Genomic DNA, 19,780 nt, shown 5'->3' on the forward strand with positions numbered 1-19,780 from the left:
CAAATCAGGGGGAGTTTTTTTAGCATTTTTCTAAAAAAACTCGGACGAAAGTCCGATAAGAAGAGTAAGTGATGTTGTCTAAATTTCTCTAGGACAATCGGATAATCACAAAATTCAGCAGTAAAAGGAGAGATCAAACCTTCATGCAGCGCACCAAAAAGACTTATGTATGGATCATGCTTGTCGCGATGATCGTTTCATTGTTTCCGGTCGGACTGACGAAGCAGGTTTCTGCCGCCAATGAGGATCTGAAGGCAAATTATTTTATTCCGGACGATCTATTGCTTAGAAAAACAGCAACACTGACCACCGACGGAGTCGGCGGAGAGCAAATCGACAGAACCAATGTCTATGTCTCCAATTCGGGTACACTCTCCGACATTACCGGCGTGTTCTCCAATGTTGCGGAGAATACCCTGAAGGTGAAGGTTGAACAGCTTAGCTCGAAAGCGAACGCCAACGGTAATGGCGTCACCTGGGAAACGGATTCGACGCATTTTAAAAACGGAGTCATTACGGTGGATCCAACCTCCACAACCGTGCAGAAGTTTAAAGTGACGAATCTTCCGTTATTTTCCGGATTCAATAAAATTACGCTGTACGGATCGCTTAACGGGGTTTCGCGGTCAGATGTATTTTATGTACTGTACGATCAAGTTCCCTACATCACGGATTTCAAGATGACAGGTTCCAGCTTCGGCGATATTTCCCTGAATGAGGGAGTCGAAGCGATTTCCGATAAGGAGTCCATCTCCATCCAGGGGCAAACGAACAACGCGACGGACGTCACGGTTTCCGTGAATAACGGCACGCCGCAGACCACGACACTGTTGCAGAACGGCAAGTTCTTCTCATCTGCGCTTAAATTGCAAAAGGGCATCAACGTGGTGACCGTCAACATTAAGAACGGTTCTGACGTGATGTCTGTAAACCGGACGATCTACTATTTCACGAAGACGGAGCCGTTTGTCAGCATCAATATGGATTACGCTGGCAAAACCTACGGGCTGTTGAACAATACGCCGATTGTTACGGATACCGGAACGACGAACTATTCCGAGAAATTGACCGCCGTCGTTATTGTTCCTGATAAAGATGGCAAGTCGTTCAAGGACGCTGGCAGCATACTGATTGACGGCGTAGCCATCGACATGACGACTGCCGATATCAAGGAAACCAACATTACGACGAATAGCGGCACGGATCCGCTGTACCATCTAGTCACAATTACCTTTGACGGCCCGGCCATTGATCCGGCGAAAGCTGCAACGAATGATTCCCAAAGCTTTTCGCTCGCCGTGGTTTATGGAACCAACTACAAAGCCAGCAAGACGCTAGCTTTCCGGTATGCGGGCAATACGACTGGGATTCAGGATATTAAGTATTTAAAAGGATATAGCGACAAAAACAATGACCTGTCCTCGATCAGCCAGCTGCCGCTGTCTGAGGTGGACACTCGTACATTTTATATTCTCGTAAAAGCAGACCAGGTACTGACAAGCCAGGTGCTTAAAGCTGAATATACGCCTAGCGGTACCAGCCTTACCCTGACTTATGTGGCACCGGGCAGTAACAGTAACGAGAAAATCTACAAAATAACCGATATTGTCAGTGGACGCCAGAACGTGAGATTCCATTTTGATGATTCAACGGCATATTTTAATGCGGTGATTTCTTATCCTTTGAAAAATAATATTTACGTTGAAAATGTGCGGAACGGACAAACCTTCGAGATTGATTCCAGAGAATTGAATCCGACCATTTCAATCAAAGGCGAGTATCGCGATTTCGATAACCTGGAGAAAGCCGAATTATTCGTTAACGGTTTGAACAGCAGCACCACGCCTGGCTTCGCAATTACGTCGACGAAGAAGACCTTCGATATCAACTTGACGGTCAGCACGGACGGTCCATTGTATTTCGGCGAGAACAAAATTAAGTTCGTCGGATATTCCAAAGACGGCCGTGGTAATACGACGACGATTACCAATGAGCTGCGCATTTATATTTCCGATAAAAATATTGCAAGCATCACAGTATTCCAGCCGTCTCTTGCGGACGAAGTGAAACGGGTTCCGATGGGTCAGCTGGAATTGAAAGATTTGACGGGCAATCAGCTGTTGGAGCAGATTACGGCAAAATATCCGGACATATTCGAATATAAGGATGAAAGATACGAGACGACCCAATTGAAATACGATCTGGTCGTTCAAGGCAGCGGGGCCAAATACATTACCTTGAATCAGGGTACACAAGCGTTGTTCTCTTCGGCTGATGAACCGAAGATCAAGCTTGACCAAGTCGGGCAGGCAACGACCGATTATATTCAAGGGGAAACCAAAGCATTTAATGGAACGCCATTGCAGTATGAGATCGCGGTATTCGACGGCAAGTTCGTCCTGCGAATTAAGGATGTCCCATTCACGACGACCGGCAGCCAGGTGTTTAACCTTGAACTGGTCAACAGCGTGGGCGCCCGCGCCAGCCAACGGATCGAGATCACCCGCGTGGCGGAAGCATTCCGCATGCTGTCTCCGAAGGCAACGGTGGGCGACCGTATTGTCGTGAACAAGAACTTCGTCCGGTTCGACATTGAAGCCGAAGGCGCTGACAAGGTTGTCATCGACAAGCAGGAAGCGCAAAGACGGCCGGATCTGAACAACCGTTTCTACTTGGATTATGTCGGTCTGAAGCCCGATAAAGCGAATAAAATCAAAATCCAGGTCGTACGCGGTAAAGATTCCATCACCCAAACGATTGAAGTGTATTACACCAGCACGGTCGGCGTGAACGCCCAGTTCATGACGGAAAAGCCTGCTGCCAAGTACAGCGTATTCAACAAGGGGGTAGAGCTGAGCTTCCCTAAAGCCACGGTGCTGAAAACAGCCAAAGTCGGCGTAGGCGAAGTAACGAAGTACTACCCGGATAACAAGCTGTTATTCGGCATTGCCGACCCGAAAGACGGCGTTGTGGAACGGATCAATGACTACGGCAATCAGATCAGCAACGATAAGGATGACCGTACGCCAAAAGGCGAAACGAAGATTCCGCTGTCCACGGATTTGACGGAGCCGTTCACATCCCTGATCGACCAATATAACTTTACGCGCGTATCCGATATTTACTGGGTGAGCGGGGGACTGGGAGAACACGGATCAACCACATCTCCCGACTATATGGCCCCAACCAACGGTCTTGCTCCTCAGAGCTACGAGTACGGGAACATGAACTACAACTTCAAAGAATCCGCTGAACTGCAGCCGGACCGCAAATTGGTTCCTTCGCAGCGCGGTACGCTGAAGCTGGGCTTTAACAAAACCGTCGTGGATGCAGCCGGAACGACCGTTACAGTATTCCGTTTCACTGACAAGGCGAAATGGGAAAATGTCGGCGGCGTGGTGGATACGAAGAACAACACCATCAGTGTTCCGTTCGATGATTTCGGTTATTATGTCGTCATGAAGCAAAGCCGCGGCTATGATGACATTACGAAGCATCCTTGGGCACGTAACATCTTGAATGCCCTGTATTCCAAAGGTATCATGGTCAATGTGCAGCCGAACGCGTTTGGCGCCGATGACCTGACAACCCGCGGAGAGTTCGCAACATTGCTCGTTAAGGGACTCAACCTGCCGCTGAACTATGATAAGAACGTGCAGACGTATTTCGACGTCGTACCGGATGCGAAGACCGATACATGGGACTTCGAGCATATCGAGACCGCATCGCGCGCAGGGATCATTACCGGGATGTCCGAAGGCAATTTCGGCGTGCTGGAGCCGATCACGAGAGAAGAGGCTGCCTTGATGGTATCCCGTGCGCTGAAGCTCAAGTTGGCGACGAATGACGACAAGCTGAAGAGCTCGCTGGATAACCAGTTCCTGGATTCGGGAACGATCAGCTACTACGCCCGTCCTGCGGTTGATGCTGTCGTCAAAGCCAAAGTAATGGCCGGTCAGGCGATTACGCTCGCTGGAGCGAAGAAGCCATCGTATAACTTCAATCCGAAGAGCAGCATGACACGTGCGGAAGCAGGCAAGATCGCTGTGGAGCTCTTCAAGAAGAACTCGCAGATCTTCCCTAAAAACTTAAGCTAATCATGGTATAGAGAACTCCTCCTACGGGCAAGAACGGGGAGGAGTTTTCTATTTCCAGTTACCTCTCTTTGTAATTTGTCAGAGTTTAGGATACAATGTCGTAGAACGACAATTTATATTTAAAGGGTGAAGGCTATCTTATGAAACCGATCTATTCCAAGGCTCAGCTTGAATATATGAGAGCAAAGACCAAGTTTGAGAATAAGGCCAGCACATTGGAGCAAAAGATTGAGCTGACTCGCAAGACCAGAGAGATTACTCAAGAAGTTATGGAAGGCCTTGTACTGGAGACAGGCTTTCATGATGCCTATAACGAACTGATGCAAGCCGAGAACGAACTTATCGCTTGGTCTCATACAACCATCAAGCACGAGAAAACCTACCGTGAAAACAAACAGCCGATTGAGCAGATGTATCAGAACATTAATACCAGCCCGGAAATGCGCGCGCAGATCATCGAGCTGGCCATGAAAATTCGTTAAGATATTGTAACCATTACATGTAATTTATTTAAAAAAGAACGCCATTCGGCGTTCTTTTTTTTGTGGAGCTGTTTATCTGGGAATCGCTGCGGGTATTTGATTACCAGATATTTCTTGTACAAACTGCCTGGTTTCGCTATAATTTTAATGGCAGGTAACAATTTTGAAATTTTTTTATAAATGGTGCAACTTTTTAGAAACTCGCGCGTCTAAGATGTAGAGTCAATTACGGTGGGCGAATCCAAGAATGACCTGTAGAAGAAATATGTCTATATTTTAGAAAAATGTTCTTTACGGCATCTTGACCCCATTGTATAATACTTAGGTAGGATTAGGAATCTACTCTTTTTTTGTCGTATTCCAAGTTTACCAGTTTCTGTGATTTCGTCACAGACATCATTTATATGAAACTTTGCTCCAACTCGGGAAAGGGGGTGCACGACGATATGAGTAACAAGAGCTACCCAATTAAAGAAAACTCTAATGTGATGAAAGTTCAAGGAGGAGAACAAAAGGTTATGAAGAAAATTTTAACAGTCGCTTTGTCTACAGCTATGGCATTCTCCATGTTTGCATCTGTAGCATTCGGTGATTCCGCAACGGCAGTAACACCACAAGAGAAATTCGACGCTCTGGCAGCTAAAGGTATTTTCAACGGCTACCCAGACAAACAAGCACATCTTGAGAAAGACATGACTCGCGCTGAGTTCGCGAAAGTCATCACTAAACTTCTTGGACTGAAAGAAGTAACTGGCACGCTGTCTTACAAAGACAAAGGCTACGACGCTAAAAACTGGGCTGTTCCTTACATCGAAGCAGCAACTGCTGCTGGTATCATGGAAGGTCAAGACACAGTTAAGAAAATCTTCAACTACAACGGTAAAGTAACTGTTCAAGAAATGGCTGCTGTACTGGTTCGTGCGTTGAAACTTGAAGTTCCAGCTAACCCTAGCAACAGCGCTTCCGACTGGGCTAAAGGTTATGTGCAAGCAGTAATCGACAAAGGTCTGATCTCTAAAGATCTGAACTTCCAAGCGAACGCTTCCCGCTCGCAACTGGTTGAAGCTGCTTACGCAATCGACCAACTTCAGAACGTTTCCGTAAAATCTTACGAAGTTTCTGACGCTGGTAAAACTGTAACTTTCACCCTGAACACTGGTGAAGTTGTAAAAGTGACTTTGGATAAAGCTCTCGAAGCTAACAAAGAAACTGAAGTTAAATACACAGCTAAAGACGGCGTAGAGCGCGTTGCTAAAGTAACTTATGTAGTAACTGCTGCTACTAAAGTTGAAAGTGCTAAAGCTTCCAACTTGAAAGAAATTCTGGTGACTTTTGACGGCGACGTGAAAAAAGAAGACGCTGAAAAAATCACTAACTACAAACTTGATGACGTTACTTTGAACGCTGTATCTTCTGCTACACTTCAAGCTGACGGCAAATCCGTTCTGATTAGCCTGAACAACGATGGTCCTACATTGACTAACCAAAGAACTTACAAACTGACTGTAAGTGGCATCAGCGGATTGACTAGCAACTCTGTTAGCTTCTCTGCTTTGGATGTAACTGTACCGGAAGTTTCTAATGTTGATGTTCTTGGTAACAAAATCATCAACGTTACTTTCAGCGAGCCAGTTAAAGTGGCAAGTGCACAAACTCGCGTTAACTACAAAGTTGACGGATATGTAGCAAACGGCGAAATCACTTTGTCTGATGACGGACGTACGGCTACTATTAAAATGTACACACGTCTGAAAGCTGGAGCACACAAGATTTCTATCTCCGGAGTTCAAGATTATGCTAACATGACAATCATTAACTACCTGGATAAAGAAATCACTGTTAAAGAAGATACAACTGCACCAGCATCTTTCACTGTAGAAAGTGCTACTCTGGATGCAGCTACTATCAAATTTGATGAAGCTGTTGATCCTGATTCTGTTAAAGCAGCTAACTTCTACTGGTCTGACAACGCTGGAACAACTAAAGTTGTTGCAAGCAGCGTAGGCAATACAGACACAACTTTCACTACTTACAAAGTGAAATTTGACTCCAGCTCCAACAAATTGCCAGCACGCGAAACTACTTTGTATGCTGAAAAAGTAAGTGACCTTTACGGTAACACTGCTTCCAAATTGAGTGCTGTGGTTAACGCTACTGTAGACGTAACTCGTCCTGAGATTGTCTCTGTAGACGCAACTACTGATCAATATGGCAAATACACTGCTGATTCTGCACAAAAGCTGGATGTTAAATTCAACAAAGCAATCGACAAAGATCAATTCTCTGCTGCTAACAGCTCTAACCTGACAGTTAAAAACTCTGATGGAAAAGTTGTTGCAGTTGCAAACGGAGCAGTTAAAAAGGCTAATGCTACTAACACACTGACTGTAACGTTGTCTAACAAGCTTACTGAAGGCGACACTTACACTGTTGAAGTGAAAAACGTTGTGGATAACACTGCATTGAACAACAAAATGATTCCACAAACATTCACAATTACTGTACCACAAGTAACAGCTCCAACGGTTAAAAACGTTGCTGTTTCTTACAATGCAGTAGAAGGAACAAAAATCCAAGTTGTATACGACAAAGCGATGTCTCTTGATGGTGAGTACTCCATCCTGAAAGCTGATCGTTATATGATTAAAGTAGCATCCTCTTGGCAAATGCTCCCAGCTGGGACTACTATTCAACCTTCTTATGACAGCAAAGCTGCAATTATCAACATTCCAGCAGATGCAACTTATGACGGCGTTCATCCTTTGAACTCGGCAGCACTGGTTCAAGGATTCAAAGTTACTCTGGTTGCTGACCAAACTGGTAATAAATTGGCTGGTCTGACTAAAGAAGTAGTTGTTGGTAATACTGAATGGGGTAACTCAGCAGCTAAAATGGGTACTGGTGCTGGTGATGTAATTGCTACTGACAGCACACATGTTAAAGTTGTATACGATCGCCCACTTCAAGTTGTATACGCTTCTGACTTCTTGGTGAACGGAAATGAAGCTACTTCCGCTTCGTACCAAACGCTTTCCAATGGTAAAGGCGAAGTAACTCTGACTCTTGGTACACCTTTGACTTCGAACGTAACTGCTAAAGTATCTACTAAAGCACAAACTGAGGTTCGTTCCCTTGATCTCTTGGGTAACAAAATTGATACTCAATCTAATGTGACTGTTCAAGACGGAATTGCTCCTTCCCTGGTAGCAACAAACCCTATTACAGTTACTGGTCCTAACAAAATCGTAGCTACTTTCGACGAGAAGCTTAAGACGTCTCTTGATGATAAAGCTATCGCTGCTAACTTTGTAATCAAATACGGTTTGAATCAAGATGATGTCTTGACTCCTGAAGAAGATTACTCTGCAAAAGTAGTTAATAATACTGTAGAATTTACAATTAAAAAGGCATTGCCAAACGTTCAAAAGATTACAATTGCCACAAATGATAATGCAGTATACATCTTTGATGACAATGCGGTAACTTTGAGTGGTGGTTATGCAAATGCAAACAAAATCAAATTTGATGCAACAAATGTAACAAACCTTTCTGCTTTGAATGTAGCATCTGTAACTGATGCAACTGTAACATCTTCTGTGTACACGGTTGATAGTGCTGCTGGTACTATCAAGAATGTTCCTTTCAGTGCTAAAGCTAAAGATTTGAAAGATAATCTTAATGCATCTGGTACTGTAGTAGTTAAAAAAGGAGCTGCTGTTGCTGCCGATACTGATACAGTTGATAGCACATTTACTGTAGTAGTTACTGCACTCGATGGATCAACTACTAAAACTTATACTGTTGCTGTAAATCCTGCTAGCACTAAAACCGACTTGACTTCTAAAACTTACACGGTTACTGCAGGCAAAAACATCATCGTTACAGGTTCGCCTGCTCTTGCAGACTTCAAAGCAAACATTGAAGTAGCTGTAGGTGCAACCTATGTAGTTGTTGAATCTGACGGTACTACGCTTGTAACTGGTAACGTTCAAGCTGGTGACAAGGTTATCGTAACTCCTGAAGATACAACTGCACCAAAAGCAACTTATACTGTTGCTAACTAATCAATAATTTCTAAAGGAGGCCCTGTGAGATCACAGGGCCTCCTTCTATTTTAAAAGGAGGGTAAATTTGAAAACTAAGCTTTTAATGTCAGGCATTTTGCTAACAGGCGGCATCGCCCTCGGCTCCATCTTCAACATCACAGCCCAAGGCGCAGGTGCCACTAACCAAGCCGGTACTGTTGACGATCCGGTCGTAACCAAAAGCTATGTAGATCAGCAAATCCAAAAGGCGCTCGGTGGTGGCGGAAGCACAACCCCAACGACGCCTACAACACCGACGACTCCAACCACACCGCCAGCGACAACGCAGCCTTCTGATGGTAAGGATACGACAACCGTGGAGAATACTGTAACGGTCGTCACGTTGAAACCGGGTGAGAAGCTGATCGCCAAAGCAGGTGCTGAGTTTATTATTCGCAGCGGCAAGGGTGTTATATACAGTTCCGATGCGAATGGCGTAGCCGACCTGACGGACGGCAAAGATATTGCCAATGGACAACCTGCCGGGAACAATCATCTGCTCTCTTTTCCAAGAGACGGGCGTGGCATTATGGTTCAAGAAGGTAATACATATAGCTTGATTGTCATGGTGCGCGGCGGATACTCGATCCAATAAGGATGGCAAAAAAATGATGGGAAAAATAGATAAAGTAGCGCAGGGAACGGAATCGTTCTGGAGAAGCGCAGCGGTCGCCTAACAGCTTTCCGCAGGAAAGCTCGCTTCGAAAGTAATTGCTTGTTTCTGAATTCCTACCTTTTAGGGAATTTGGAGGCAACAGCGATCGAAAGAACGATCCGTAACCGGAGCGGCCACTTTGCACGTAATTAAGAACTCGTATATCCTTATTTTTGCCATAAGTAACAATCATTTATACGTCTATGGCCCATGAAAATACAAATACTATCCTTGCAGTACCATTACCGCAGGAGGTGTGTGTATCATGGCCAGAAACAGCAATCGGAAAGTCGTTCCCGAATCCCGCAACATGCTCAATCAGATGAAATATGAAATTGCAGCCGAGTTCGGACTTGGCGCCGCCTATGGCGCAAGCCATGGCGGTGCGGATACCGAGTTTGCAGGAGAATTGGGCGAAATCGGCGGTTTTGCAGGCGGAGGTTACGGCGGTCACCTGACTTCCCGCGAGAACGGATCCGTGGGCGGAGAGATGACGAAACGTCTGATTCGCCAGGCGCAGCAAAGCTTGGTGTAAGGGGAATCATCGATCTACTTTCATTGACACGGGTTGACAAATACGTTAATATGTCCATTGAGGATCGTCTTGCAGCCTTTTCCTATACAGGGAAAGGTTCATTTTTTGTTAAGACGACTTTATTTGGTTTAATATTATATGAATCGCAAGAAAAACTTCCGCTGGATGCGGTCTGTCTACTGTGAAGTCGTCGATACAAGTTTTTCTACCATTTCCTTATAGGAGGTTGATACTATGTCTGTAAAAGGACGTCATCTGTTTACATCAGAGTCCGTTACGGAAGGACATCCGGACAAGATTTGCGACCAAATCTCCGATGCGGTGCTTGACGCTTTTCTGGAAAATGATCCGAATGCGCGCGTGGCTTGCGAAGTTTCCGTTGCGACGGGACTTGTGCTTGTCATCGGCGAAATCAGTACCAAATCCGAGTATGTCGATATCCCTGCAATCGTTAGAAATACGGTGAAGGAAATCGGGTATACTCGCGCCAAATATGGCTTTGACTCGAATACGATGGCTGTTCTGACATCCCTGAATGAACAGTCTGCAGATATTGCGCAAGGTGTAAATGCTGCCCTGGAGAACCGTGACCCTGCCCAAGTGGACAAGGAAACGGAAAACATCGGCGCAGGCGACCAAGGCTTGATGTTCGGTTTCGCAACCAACGAAACGCCTGAACTGATGCCGCTGCCGATCGCGTTGTCCCACCGCATTGCCCGCCGTTTGTCTGAGGTTCGTAAGGACGGTACGCTCGAGTACCTTCGTCCGGACGGCAAAACCCAGGTCACAATCGAGTATGTGGATGACAAGCCGGTGCGCGTGGACACGATTGTCGTATCGACGCAGCATTCAGAGGATGTGACGCTGGAGCAAATCCAGGCAGACATCAAGGCGAAGGTTATTCTTCCGGTCGTTCCCGAAGAGCTGCTGGATGAGAAAACCAAGTACTATATCAACCCTACGGGCCGTTTCGTGATCGGTGGACCTCAAGGCGACGCGGGTCTGACCGGACGCAAAATCATCGTGGACACCTACGGCGGTTACGCACGTCATGGCGGCGGCGCATTCTCCGGTAAGGATCCGACGAAAGTGGACCGTTCCGCAGCTTATGCAGCCCGTTACGTGGCGAAGAACCTCGTGGCAGCCGGACTTGCCGACAAATGCGAAATCCAGCTGGCTTACGCGATCGGCGTAGCTACGCCGGTATCGATCAACGTGGATACGTATGGCACAGGCAAAGTGGCGGACGAGAAGCTCGTGGAGCTGATCCGCAGCAACTTTGACCTTCGTCCTGCAGGCATCATCCGCATGCTGGATCTGCGCCGTCCGATCTACAAGCAAACCGCAGCTTACGGTCACTTCGGCCGTACCGATGTGGATCTGCCTTGGGAACGCGTGGACAAGGCCGAAGAGCTCAAGGCTCAAGCTGGCCTGTAAGAGGCACGATTCTTATATAAATACCAACCTCAGTTTGGCAGGATGCCGGGCTGAGGTTTTTTGTGCTTGCGGATACGGCCCGTTCGCTAAACTTCCAGCCCGATTTGACCGAAATAGAAGTATACGCGTGTGCTTTGTGATGGGCTGATGAAGCATGTCAGGAGAACACCAGGCCCGGGAAAGGAAGGATGAATCGAATGAGAAAAAGGCTTTCTATGATTTTGGCTCTCGTCATGACGATTGAAATACTATGGGGAAGTCTGGGAGCAGGGAAGGCAGAGGTGAATGCGGCAGGCGGCTTGGTGCCGACCATTACGGTTTCCGCAAATGTATGTACGGCTGGCGGCACGGTAGGCCGGACGCCGCTTATTACAGTGAGCTTCGGATCGCAAAAGGTCGTGTTGACCGATTCCGCCAAAGGGATTCAACTGGTAGATAAAACGGATTCTCTCCATACAGTAACGAATCTGACTGCGCCGACCAATTCGGACCCTACTGGACAGACGAGCTATCCGTTCCAGGTAGCCGGATCCAGCCCGCTGCAGTATGCGCATACCTATGAAGTGCAGGTGCCCGCGGGACTGTTTAGTACCCCAGATGGCGGGGCATCTTCAGAAGCGGCCCAAGACACGTTTAGTACGGTCAGCTCGGCGGTTCAATCGTTTGATCCTGCAGCAGGCAGCACGGGAATCAAGACGGATGGACCGAAGCTTACCCTGAAGTTCAATGAGCCGATGAAGGCGGGAAATGGTGCGATTTCCATTGTGCAGAAATCCAATAATGCGCCGGTGGAGAACATCGCCGCATCGGACCGGAACAGGTTGCAATTTTCGTCATCTGATTGTACCGTCACGATTACGCCCCAAGCCAAACTATTAAAGGATACGACCTATTATGTAACCGTGGATGGTGGCAGCGTCAGCAGCAGCGCTTTTCTCACTTCCGCCGACGTTCCGTATACGGGAATGAGCAGCCGGGAGGACTGGTTCTTTACAACGCAGTGGAATACATCTATTCAAAGTACATATCCCATTAACAATGACGTCAACGTCTCTACGGGTACCCGATATACGCTGACATATAACCATCCGGTCACCGCCGGGGAGGGAACGATCCAGCTGCGCTTGTCGAATGGCGATCTAGTTAAATCCATCGCCGCAAAGGATACTTCCTTCGTATCGGGCTCGGGATCTTCCGTCATAACGGTTAACCTGAGCGCTTATATGTCCAGCAACAAGAGTTATTATGTAACCGTGTCCGATAATGCTTTTGTCGATATCCAAAATAATACCGTTCCCGGTATCACGACAACGGCGGGATGGAAGTTTACAACCGGGGTGGACAGTTCAACCCAGTTGACCATTACCAACGTAAGCCCTGCGAATCAGAGCAAAGAGGTACCGGTTACCTCCGACATCTATGTTACTTTCAATCGCGAAGTGTATCAGGGATCCGGAGAAATATCGGTCCGCAAGTCGGGCAGCAGCTCGCCTGTACCGGTCGATGTCTACGTAAGCGGGCGGGAGATGCGAATCCGTCTATCATCCGGTTATACGTATGACTATGATTCGACTTATTACGTCACGCTCGGAAGAAATGCCGTTTACGATGCGCAGAACTATAACTATACATTCGCCGGCAGCACGTGGTACTTCCAGACGCCGGTATCGGACAAGCAGGCTCCGGTGCTGCAGAGCAGCGATATGTACAGCAATACGACGATTCGCCTGACGTACAGCAAACCGTTGTATTCGGATTCATGGCTGACGACCAGTGCGTTCACGGTCACCGTCAATGACGAATCCCGGCGGATCAGCTACGTGTATACGTCCGGGGACAGCGTGTATATCGTGCTGGAAACCGGCGTAGCGGTTGGTCAGTCGGTCAAAGTCACCTACAATGGCGGCTCGCATCCGATACAGGACCTCTATAAAAATGTGGCCGTAACCTTCTCGCAGCGGGAAGTGGTGAACGGGATCGATACCGCGCTGCCGCAGCCGAAGGACGGATACGTGTCCGGCAAAACGCTGAGACTGAATTTTGGCCAGTCCCTGAAAAGCCCGTCGACGAATGCCTATGAGCAGTTCACCGTGAAGGCAGATAACAGCAGCATGAAAGTGACCGGCATCAGCCAAAGCGGCAATACATTGACATTAACACTCGATAGCACGCCTGGCGATGGACAGATCGTGAAGGTCAGCTATTCGCCGGGAGCGAATCCCATTCAGGATAACCGCGGCATGAATATCGCTGCCTTTACGGACTTCCTGATCCGCAATTACCTGGACACGAAGCCGCCGGTATTCCAGAACGCCGAAGGCGGGGACACGAAGGTCAAGCTGAATTACAACGAGCTGTTAAGCACAAGCAATGTGCCGATGAAGAGTCAATTCTCGGTGCTGGTAAACGATAAGCCGAATTACGTCACCAAGGTGGAAATCAAGGATAACCAGGTGATTCTGACGCTGACAACCGCTCTGCCGAAGGATGCCAAGGTCACGATCTCCTATGTGCCCGGAACGTCGAGACTTACAGACCTTAACGGCAACTCGGCCGATTACATCAATTTGCAGCCGGTGACGGTATCCGGGTCTTCGCTCGGGAACGATATCAAGTCGGCCGTCATTCAAGGCGATACGATTCAAGTCGTATTTTATAAGACCATGGTGTCGCAGTCTTCGCTGGTGACGAACCAGTTCCAGGTCATGGTGGACGGCGTCATTCGGAGTATCTCGCAGGCATCGGTCTCGGGCAGCACATTGACGGTGAAGCTATCCAGTCCGGTGTCCAGCGGGCAAAAGGTAGTTATCTCATACATCCCGGGAGCGACGCCGCTGAAAGACACATCGGGCGACCGCCTGCTGTATTTCAACAACATTCCGGTGACGAATACCAATACGGGCAGCACAGGCACGGTTGATCCAAGCCTTCCGACGGATCTGACCCGCTTTGACGCCAAAGAATTCGGCAGAGACATGCTGTCCATGGGAATCCAGTCTGTAGCGATCGAGGATGTCCGTTCCCGGAACGGGCAGTCGATTAAACGGTACACGGTGGACGGCGAGAAGTTCAAGAAGGTCATCGACTATATCGTCAGCAATCATGATGCAACGCACACGGTTGTCATCGATGCGGCCGTAGGCCTGAACTCGGCATCCGTGTCCATCCCACTGAGCGCGCTGGACTATGCCTATAATCAAGACCGGAGTGCCGCTGTCGCGGTAAGAGCCGGCGATGCGCTGTATTTGCTGCCGCTCAGCCAGGTGAACGCGCCGGAAATTGCGCGGAGCCTGAATACCTCCACTTCCTCGGTGATGCTGAACCTGACCGTCGAGAAGCTGGCGGACAGCACGGCAGCCGAGCTGCTGAAGCTGCTGAACGGAAGCACGACGCAGCGGATCACGGATCCGGTCGACTTCGCGGTTTCCGCCAGATCAGGATCGCAGGAAACCGAAGTCACGCTGAAGGGCGAATATCTGATCCGAACGAACACGACGCTGCAGGACAGCCGTACGGGGCTGGCCCGGATGGATGATGCCGCAGGGAAGCTGACCTTTGTGCCCGCGGTGATCGAGTCGCTCAGCACCCGCAAGGTTCTGCATGCGAAGGTCAAAGGCAACTATACGGTAATGACATTAGCCAACTACAAGTATTTTACCGATGTCGGCAATCACTGGGCGAAGGATTCGATTAATGTACTTGCATCCAAGCTCATCGTCGATGCCAGACAAGGCAATGCGTTTGAACCGAACAAAAATATTACCCGGGCCGAGTTTGCCGAATTCGTGGCGCGCGCGTTGGGGCTTCCTGGAGACCTCAAGACTGCGCAGAAATTCTTCGACGTAACCAATTCTCCGAAGAGCGCCTTTATCGGGGCGGCAGCCAAGGCAGGTATTGTGGCCGGGAATACGGATGGTTCATTCAAGCCGAACAGTCCGATTACGCGGGAGCAGATGGCGATGATGATGGTGCGCGCGATGAATTACGCAGGATACAATTCGACGCTCAACTTCTCCCCGGCTTCTTATCTGCAAGTGTTTAAAGATGCAAAATCGATCCAGTCTCCTGAATCCGCCGCGCGGATGCTCAAGGAAGGCATCATTCAAGGGGTCACCCCGACCACCTTCCAGCCGAAAGGCAATGCAACGCGCGCGCAGGCGGCGGTCATGCTGGAGCGTCTCCTGAAAAAGCTGGGCTACCTGTAAATCGAACCTCGTTTTCGCTCGGTCGCATGAAGCCGCAGCAGCAAGTCCTTCTCCATCCGATGATGGGGGAGGGCTTTTTTTCGCCGAATCTATGAAATTCGCTAAAAAATGCAGATTATCCGTAACTTTTCAGGCTTAAAACAGTCTATTACATGTATGGAGGTTACAAGATAGTAATCTCTTCATCCGATGGCAAGAAGCCGAAAAGTATGGTTGAACGTAGATGTCAGGAACTTTTTAACAGTGGGGAACGTCAGTAGATTCATAGGATGCATCCTATTGACGGACAGAACGTGCGTTATAAAAGATGGGAGAGTAGCACTTCATGAAATGGAATCACAATGAAAACGAGAATAAAGGCATGATGGGCGCAGGCAAAAAATGGATGGTCGTATCCCTGGCGGGCTTGCTCTTTATCGCTCCGGTCGTCGGCAGCGGCATTCCGCTCAACGGGCATTCGATCGCATCGGTCGCCAGTGCGGCGGCTTCATCGGTGACGAAGCTGTCGGAGAATCCGGTCACATCCGGGGCGATTTTGACGAAATACAAATATACGACGACGCGTTCGGGGAAACAGGCTTCGGCGCTTGCGGACGTCATCCGGATCGACCTGCAGAACCCGTACGTGAAGATTGACGTCATGAACGGCCAGAATGGCCAGTTCACGACCAAGCAAAGCACCGGCGGCATGGCGAAGGAAACCGGGGCGGTTGCCGGGGTGAACGGGGATTATTTCAATACGAGCGCAGACGGCGCTCCGATTGGCGGACAGGTGACCAATGGGGTGCTCATGTCAACGCCATCCGATATCAAGGGTATGTATTCCTTCGCGGTGACGACAGGCGGCAAGCCGATCATCGACGAGTTTTCTTTTGATGGCTCCGTGACGGCCGAGGATGGTTCGAGCTTCCCGCTGGCGGGGATCAACAAGACCTCCTATAACCCGGAGAGCAGCAGCTCGACATACAGCCATGTGGATGCCATGTACATTTATACGAGCGCGTGGAAATCCACGGTACGTCCGAAGAACAGTGCGACAACCCCGGTTGAGGTGTTGGTGGAAAACGGCGTCATTACGCAGATTTCCGGACAGGGCGGATTTGCGGACATGGCGGTGCCGGCGGATGGTTATATTTTACGGACGCACGGTGCGGCGGCGGACTTCGTGAAGAATCATCTAGCGGTAGGTCAGAAGCTCAATACGAGCTATATGCTGAAATCCAAAACGATGGGTCAGTCGGTAGATCCTGCGAATCTGCAGATGATGATCGGCGGGCATACGATTCTGGTGAATAACGGCAAGACGGCGGCGTTCTCCCGCGACGTTTCCAGCATTGGCGGTTACCGGGCCAGAACGGCGCTCGGTTACTCCAAGGATGAGCGTTATGCCTATATCGTGACGGTGGAGAAGAACGACAACAGCTCCGGCATGTCGCTAAGCGAACTGCAGTCCTTCATGATCGATATCGGCGTATGGAAGGGATTGAACCTGGACGGAGGCGGATCGACAACGATGGTCAGCCGTCCGCTTGCGGAAGACAGCACCGTGCTTACCTTCAACACGGAGTACGGCACGGATCAGCGCAGCGTCGTGAACGGCGTCGGCGTCTATACGAGTGCGCCCAAGGGCGAGCTGAAAGGGCTGAAGATCAGCGGAAGCTCGGCGATCCTCATCGGCCAGCAGGCATCGTTCAAGCTGAAAGGATACGATACGTACTATAATCCGGTCGATACATCCGGCCTGACGCCAACCTGGAAATCCAGCAACGGCAACATTAAGGTGAACGGACAGACCCTGACAGGCGTCACGCCGGGCGTTTCGAAGATTACGGCGGTCAGCGGTCAAGCCAGCACTAGCATGGACGTGAAGGTGCTTGGAGGCGACGATCTGAACGCGCTGACCACAGCTTCGGCAACAGCGGCGCTTCAGGCAGGAAGCTCGGTATCCGTAGCCGTTAAGGCGACGACCAAAGACGGGCAGCAGATCGATGTGCCGGACAGCGCTCTTAAATGGGAATTCATCGGCTTCAAAGGCAGCGTGCAGAACGGCAAGCTGACGGTAAGCTCCGTCAATGCCGGAACCAAGGTCGGCTACGCCATTGCCCGTTACAACGGCTTTAGTACGGCGATCGTGCTGTCCGCGGCAGGCGAAGACATGTGGGAAAACTTCGAAAACGTCACCTATCCGGTGCAGTTTACAAGCAACAATGCCCAGGTCAAGGGAACGGCAGCCGTTACTCAGGGAACCGGCGACCACGCCAATTCCAAAGTGCTGCAGCTGACGTATGACATGACGGCGGGTACAGGCAAAATGTATGCTTACGCTGAACTGAACGGCTCGACCGGAAAGGCGATTACCGCAGCGGCCACTTCGATGTCAATCGACGTCATGGGCGACCACAGCCTGAACTGGGCACGTGCGGAGCTGAAAGACAACAACGGCAACACGGTGTACGTGGATCTGGCCAAAGCGATCGACTGGGACGGCTGGAAAACGCTGAACATTGACCTGAGCGATAAAGGCATCGCCTTCCCGGCCCAGCTCAAGCGGGTCTACGTTGTGAATGTGGAGGAAGGTCAGGACGAGCGCGCGAAAACGGGCACGGTGGCTTTTGACAATATCAAATTCACAATGCCTTCCCTCTCCAGCGAAGCGGGTTTGCCTACAGGAAAAGTTGTCATGACGATAGGACAAAAGTCCTTTACGGCCAACGGACAGAAGAAAACGATGGAAACCGCGCCGGTCATGAAGGATAGCAGTACCTATATTCCGATCAAATATGTGCTGGATACATTCGGCGGACAAGCGACCTGGGACCCTGCGAACCAGCGGATCACGGTGATCCGGGGTGGAAAAGTCATGGATTTGAAGGTCGGGAATAAGGACTTTGTTCTGAATGGCAAGCGCAAAGGTGCAGATGTTGCGCCTTATATCAGCCAAGGTCGTACTTTAGTCCCACTTCGGCTCGTATCCGAGCAATTAGGATTAAATGTAAAATGGGAACAAAACACGAAGACCGTCACTATCGAATCATGATATGGTATGATATGTATAGAATTGAACTCGAAAACAAGGACGACAGCTCATTCTGTATAGAACTGTAATGGTAAGAAATGGAGTAGAAGTACGTGGACTTTCAAGCCGATGCGATAGACCGCGTCATTAAGAACGCCATCCAGGTGGTGGAGAACAGCAAATATCAGATGTTTGAGATTCTTGAGGCGGCCCGCGACGAACTTGCCTCTTTGAATCAGGAGCTGCAGTATGTGATGAAGGAAACGATCGAGACGCTGCAAAAGGTGGATCAGCTCGAGCTGAACTACCGGCGTTCGCGTGTCCGGCTGACGGAAGTCAGCCGGGACTTCGTCCGTTACAAGGAGGAAGACATCAGGCAGGCCTATGAAAAGGCTACCCAGCTTCAGCTTGATGTTATGATCTATCGCGAGAAGGAAATGTATCTGAAGGCAAGACGCGATGAACTGCAAAAGAGAGTCCGGAACGTCGAGAACTCTGTTGAACGTGCTGAATCCATCGGATCACAAATGGGTGTGGTACTGGAGTACTTGTCAGGCGAACTGGGACAGGTGACACGGATTATCGAAACGGCCAAAAACCGCCAGCTAATCGGTCTGAAGATCATACTGGCTCAGGAAGAGGAACGGAAACGTATTGCCCGTGAAATCCATGACGGCCCTGCGCAGCTGCTTGCGAATCTCGTTCTCCGCACGGAAATTGTGGAAAGAATGATGATGAAGCAGGAATTTAAGATGGTGCAGGACGAAATATTAGATTTGAAGGGACAAGTGCGCTCCAGCCTTGAGGAAATGCGGAAGGTGATATTCAATCTTCGCCCGATGGCTCTCGACGATTTAGGACTCATCCCCACGATGCGCAAGTACGTGCATGATTTTGAGGAGAAGACAAAAATCCGCACGATTTTCGAAACGCGGGGCAAGGAACACCGCCTCTCTTCTGCTATGGAAGCGGCGATATACCGATTGGTGCAGGAAGCGCTCAGCAATGCGTCCAAGCATGCGTATCCGACCTATGTGCTGGTGGAAATTACATACCAGGCCCAAATGGTCAAAATCGTTGTTCAGGACAATGGCTTGGGCTTTAAGGTCGAGCTGCTGGAACAGAAATCGAAGGATCATTTCGGGCTGATCGGCATGCGTGAGAGAGTAGAACTGCTCGAAGGAAGAATGGAACTGGAATCCGCAGAGAACCAGGGTACGAAGATCGTAATCCATATCCCAACGAACGTGGAGAAGGGAAAGGAGTAA

General features: G+C 49.2%; 9 protein-coding genes. All 9 read left to right on the top strand.

Features of this window, described 5'->3' with window-relative positions; translation table 11 throughout:
• Nucleotides 1-143 precede the first annotated feature (143 nt).
• The 9 genes from PCH05_RS05955 to PCH05_RS05995 all read left to right on the top strand — a co-directional run bounded on the left by PCH05_RS05955 (nt 144) and on the right by PCH05_RS05995 (nt 19,780).
• Nucleotides 144-4,097, top strand: coding sequence for an S-layer homology domain-containing protein (locus PCH05_RS05955; protein ID WP_127601440.1), 3,954 nt, complete (start codon nt 144-146; stop codon nt 4,095-4,097).
• A gap of 140 nt (nt 4,098-4,237) precedes the next feature.
• Nucleotides 4,238-4,579, top strand: coding sequence for a hypothetical protein (locus PCH05_RS05960; RefSeq protein ID WP_127601441.1), 342 nt, complete (start codon nt 4,238-4,240; stop codon nt 4,577-4,579).
• A 446-nt stretch (nt 4,580-5,025) separates the two neighbouring features.
• Nucleotides 5,026-8,643 carry an Ig-like domain-containing domain gene (locus PCH05_RS05965; protein WP_164766558.1) on the top strand — a complete coding sequence of 1,206 codons (3,618 nt, stop codon included), beginning with the start codon at nt 5,026-5,028 and terminating at the stop codon, nt 8,641-8,643.
• An 85-nt stretch (nt 8,644-8,728) separates the two neighbouring features.
• Nucleotides 8,729-9,259 (top strand): hypothetical protein, encoded by a 531-nt coding sequence (locus PCH05_RS05970; protein WP_127601534.1) that lies wholly within the window; start codon nt 8,729-8,731, stop codon nt 9,257-9,259.
• A gap of 325 nt (nt 9,260-9,584) precedes the next feature.
• Nucleotides 9,585-9,854, top strand: a complete 270-nt coding sequence (locus PCH05_RS05975) for an alpha/beta-type small acid-soluble spore protein (protein ID WP_127601443.1) — start codon at nt 9,585-9,587, stop codon at nt 9,852-9,854.
• A gap of 234 nt (nt 9,855-10,088) precedes the next feature.
• On the top strand, nt 10,089-11,291 hold the full coding sequence (gene metK, locus PCH05_RS05980; protein ID WP_127601444.1) for a methionine adenosyltransferase: 1,203 nt from the start codon (nt 10,089-10,091) through the stop codon (nt 11,289-11,291).
• Nucleotides 11,292-11,506: 215 nt separating this feature from the next.
• Complete coding sequence (locus tag PCH05_RS05985) at nt 11,507-15,496, top strand: Ig-like domain-containing protein (RefSeq protein ID WP_164766559.1); 3,990 nt, start codon at nt 11,507-11,509, stop codon at nt 15,494-15,496.
• 325 nt (nt 15,497-15,821) lie between these two features.
• Nucleotides 15,822-18,533, top strand: a complete 2,712-nt coding sequence (locus PCH05_RS05990; RefSeq protein ID WP_127601446.1) for a stalk domain-containing protein — start codon at nt 15,822-15,824, stop codon at nt 18,531-18,533.
• 92 nt (nt 18,534-18,625) lie between these two features.
• Nucleotides 18,626-19,780: a sensor histidine kinase gene (locus tag PCH05_RS05995; protein WP_127601447.1), complete on the top strand. Its 1,155-nt coding sequence runs from the start codon at nt 18,626-18,628 to the stop codon at nt 19,778-19,780.

It is taken from the genome of Paenibacillus chibensis (genome assembly GCF_004001045.1).
GTDB classification, from domain to species: domain Bacteria; phylum Bacillota; class Bacilli; order Paenibacillales; family Paenibacillaceae; genus Paenibacillus_AQ; species Paenibacillus_AQ chibensis.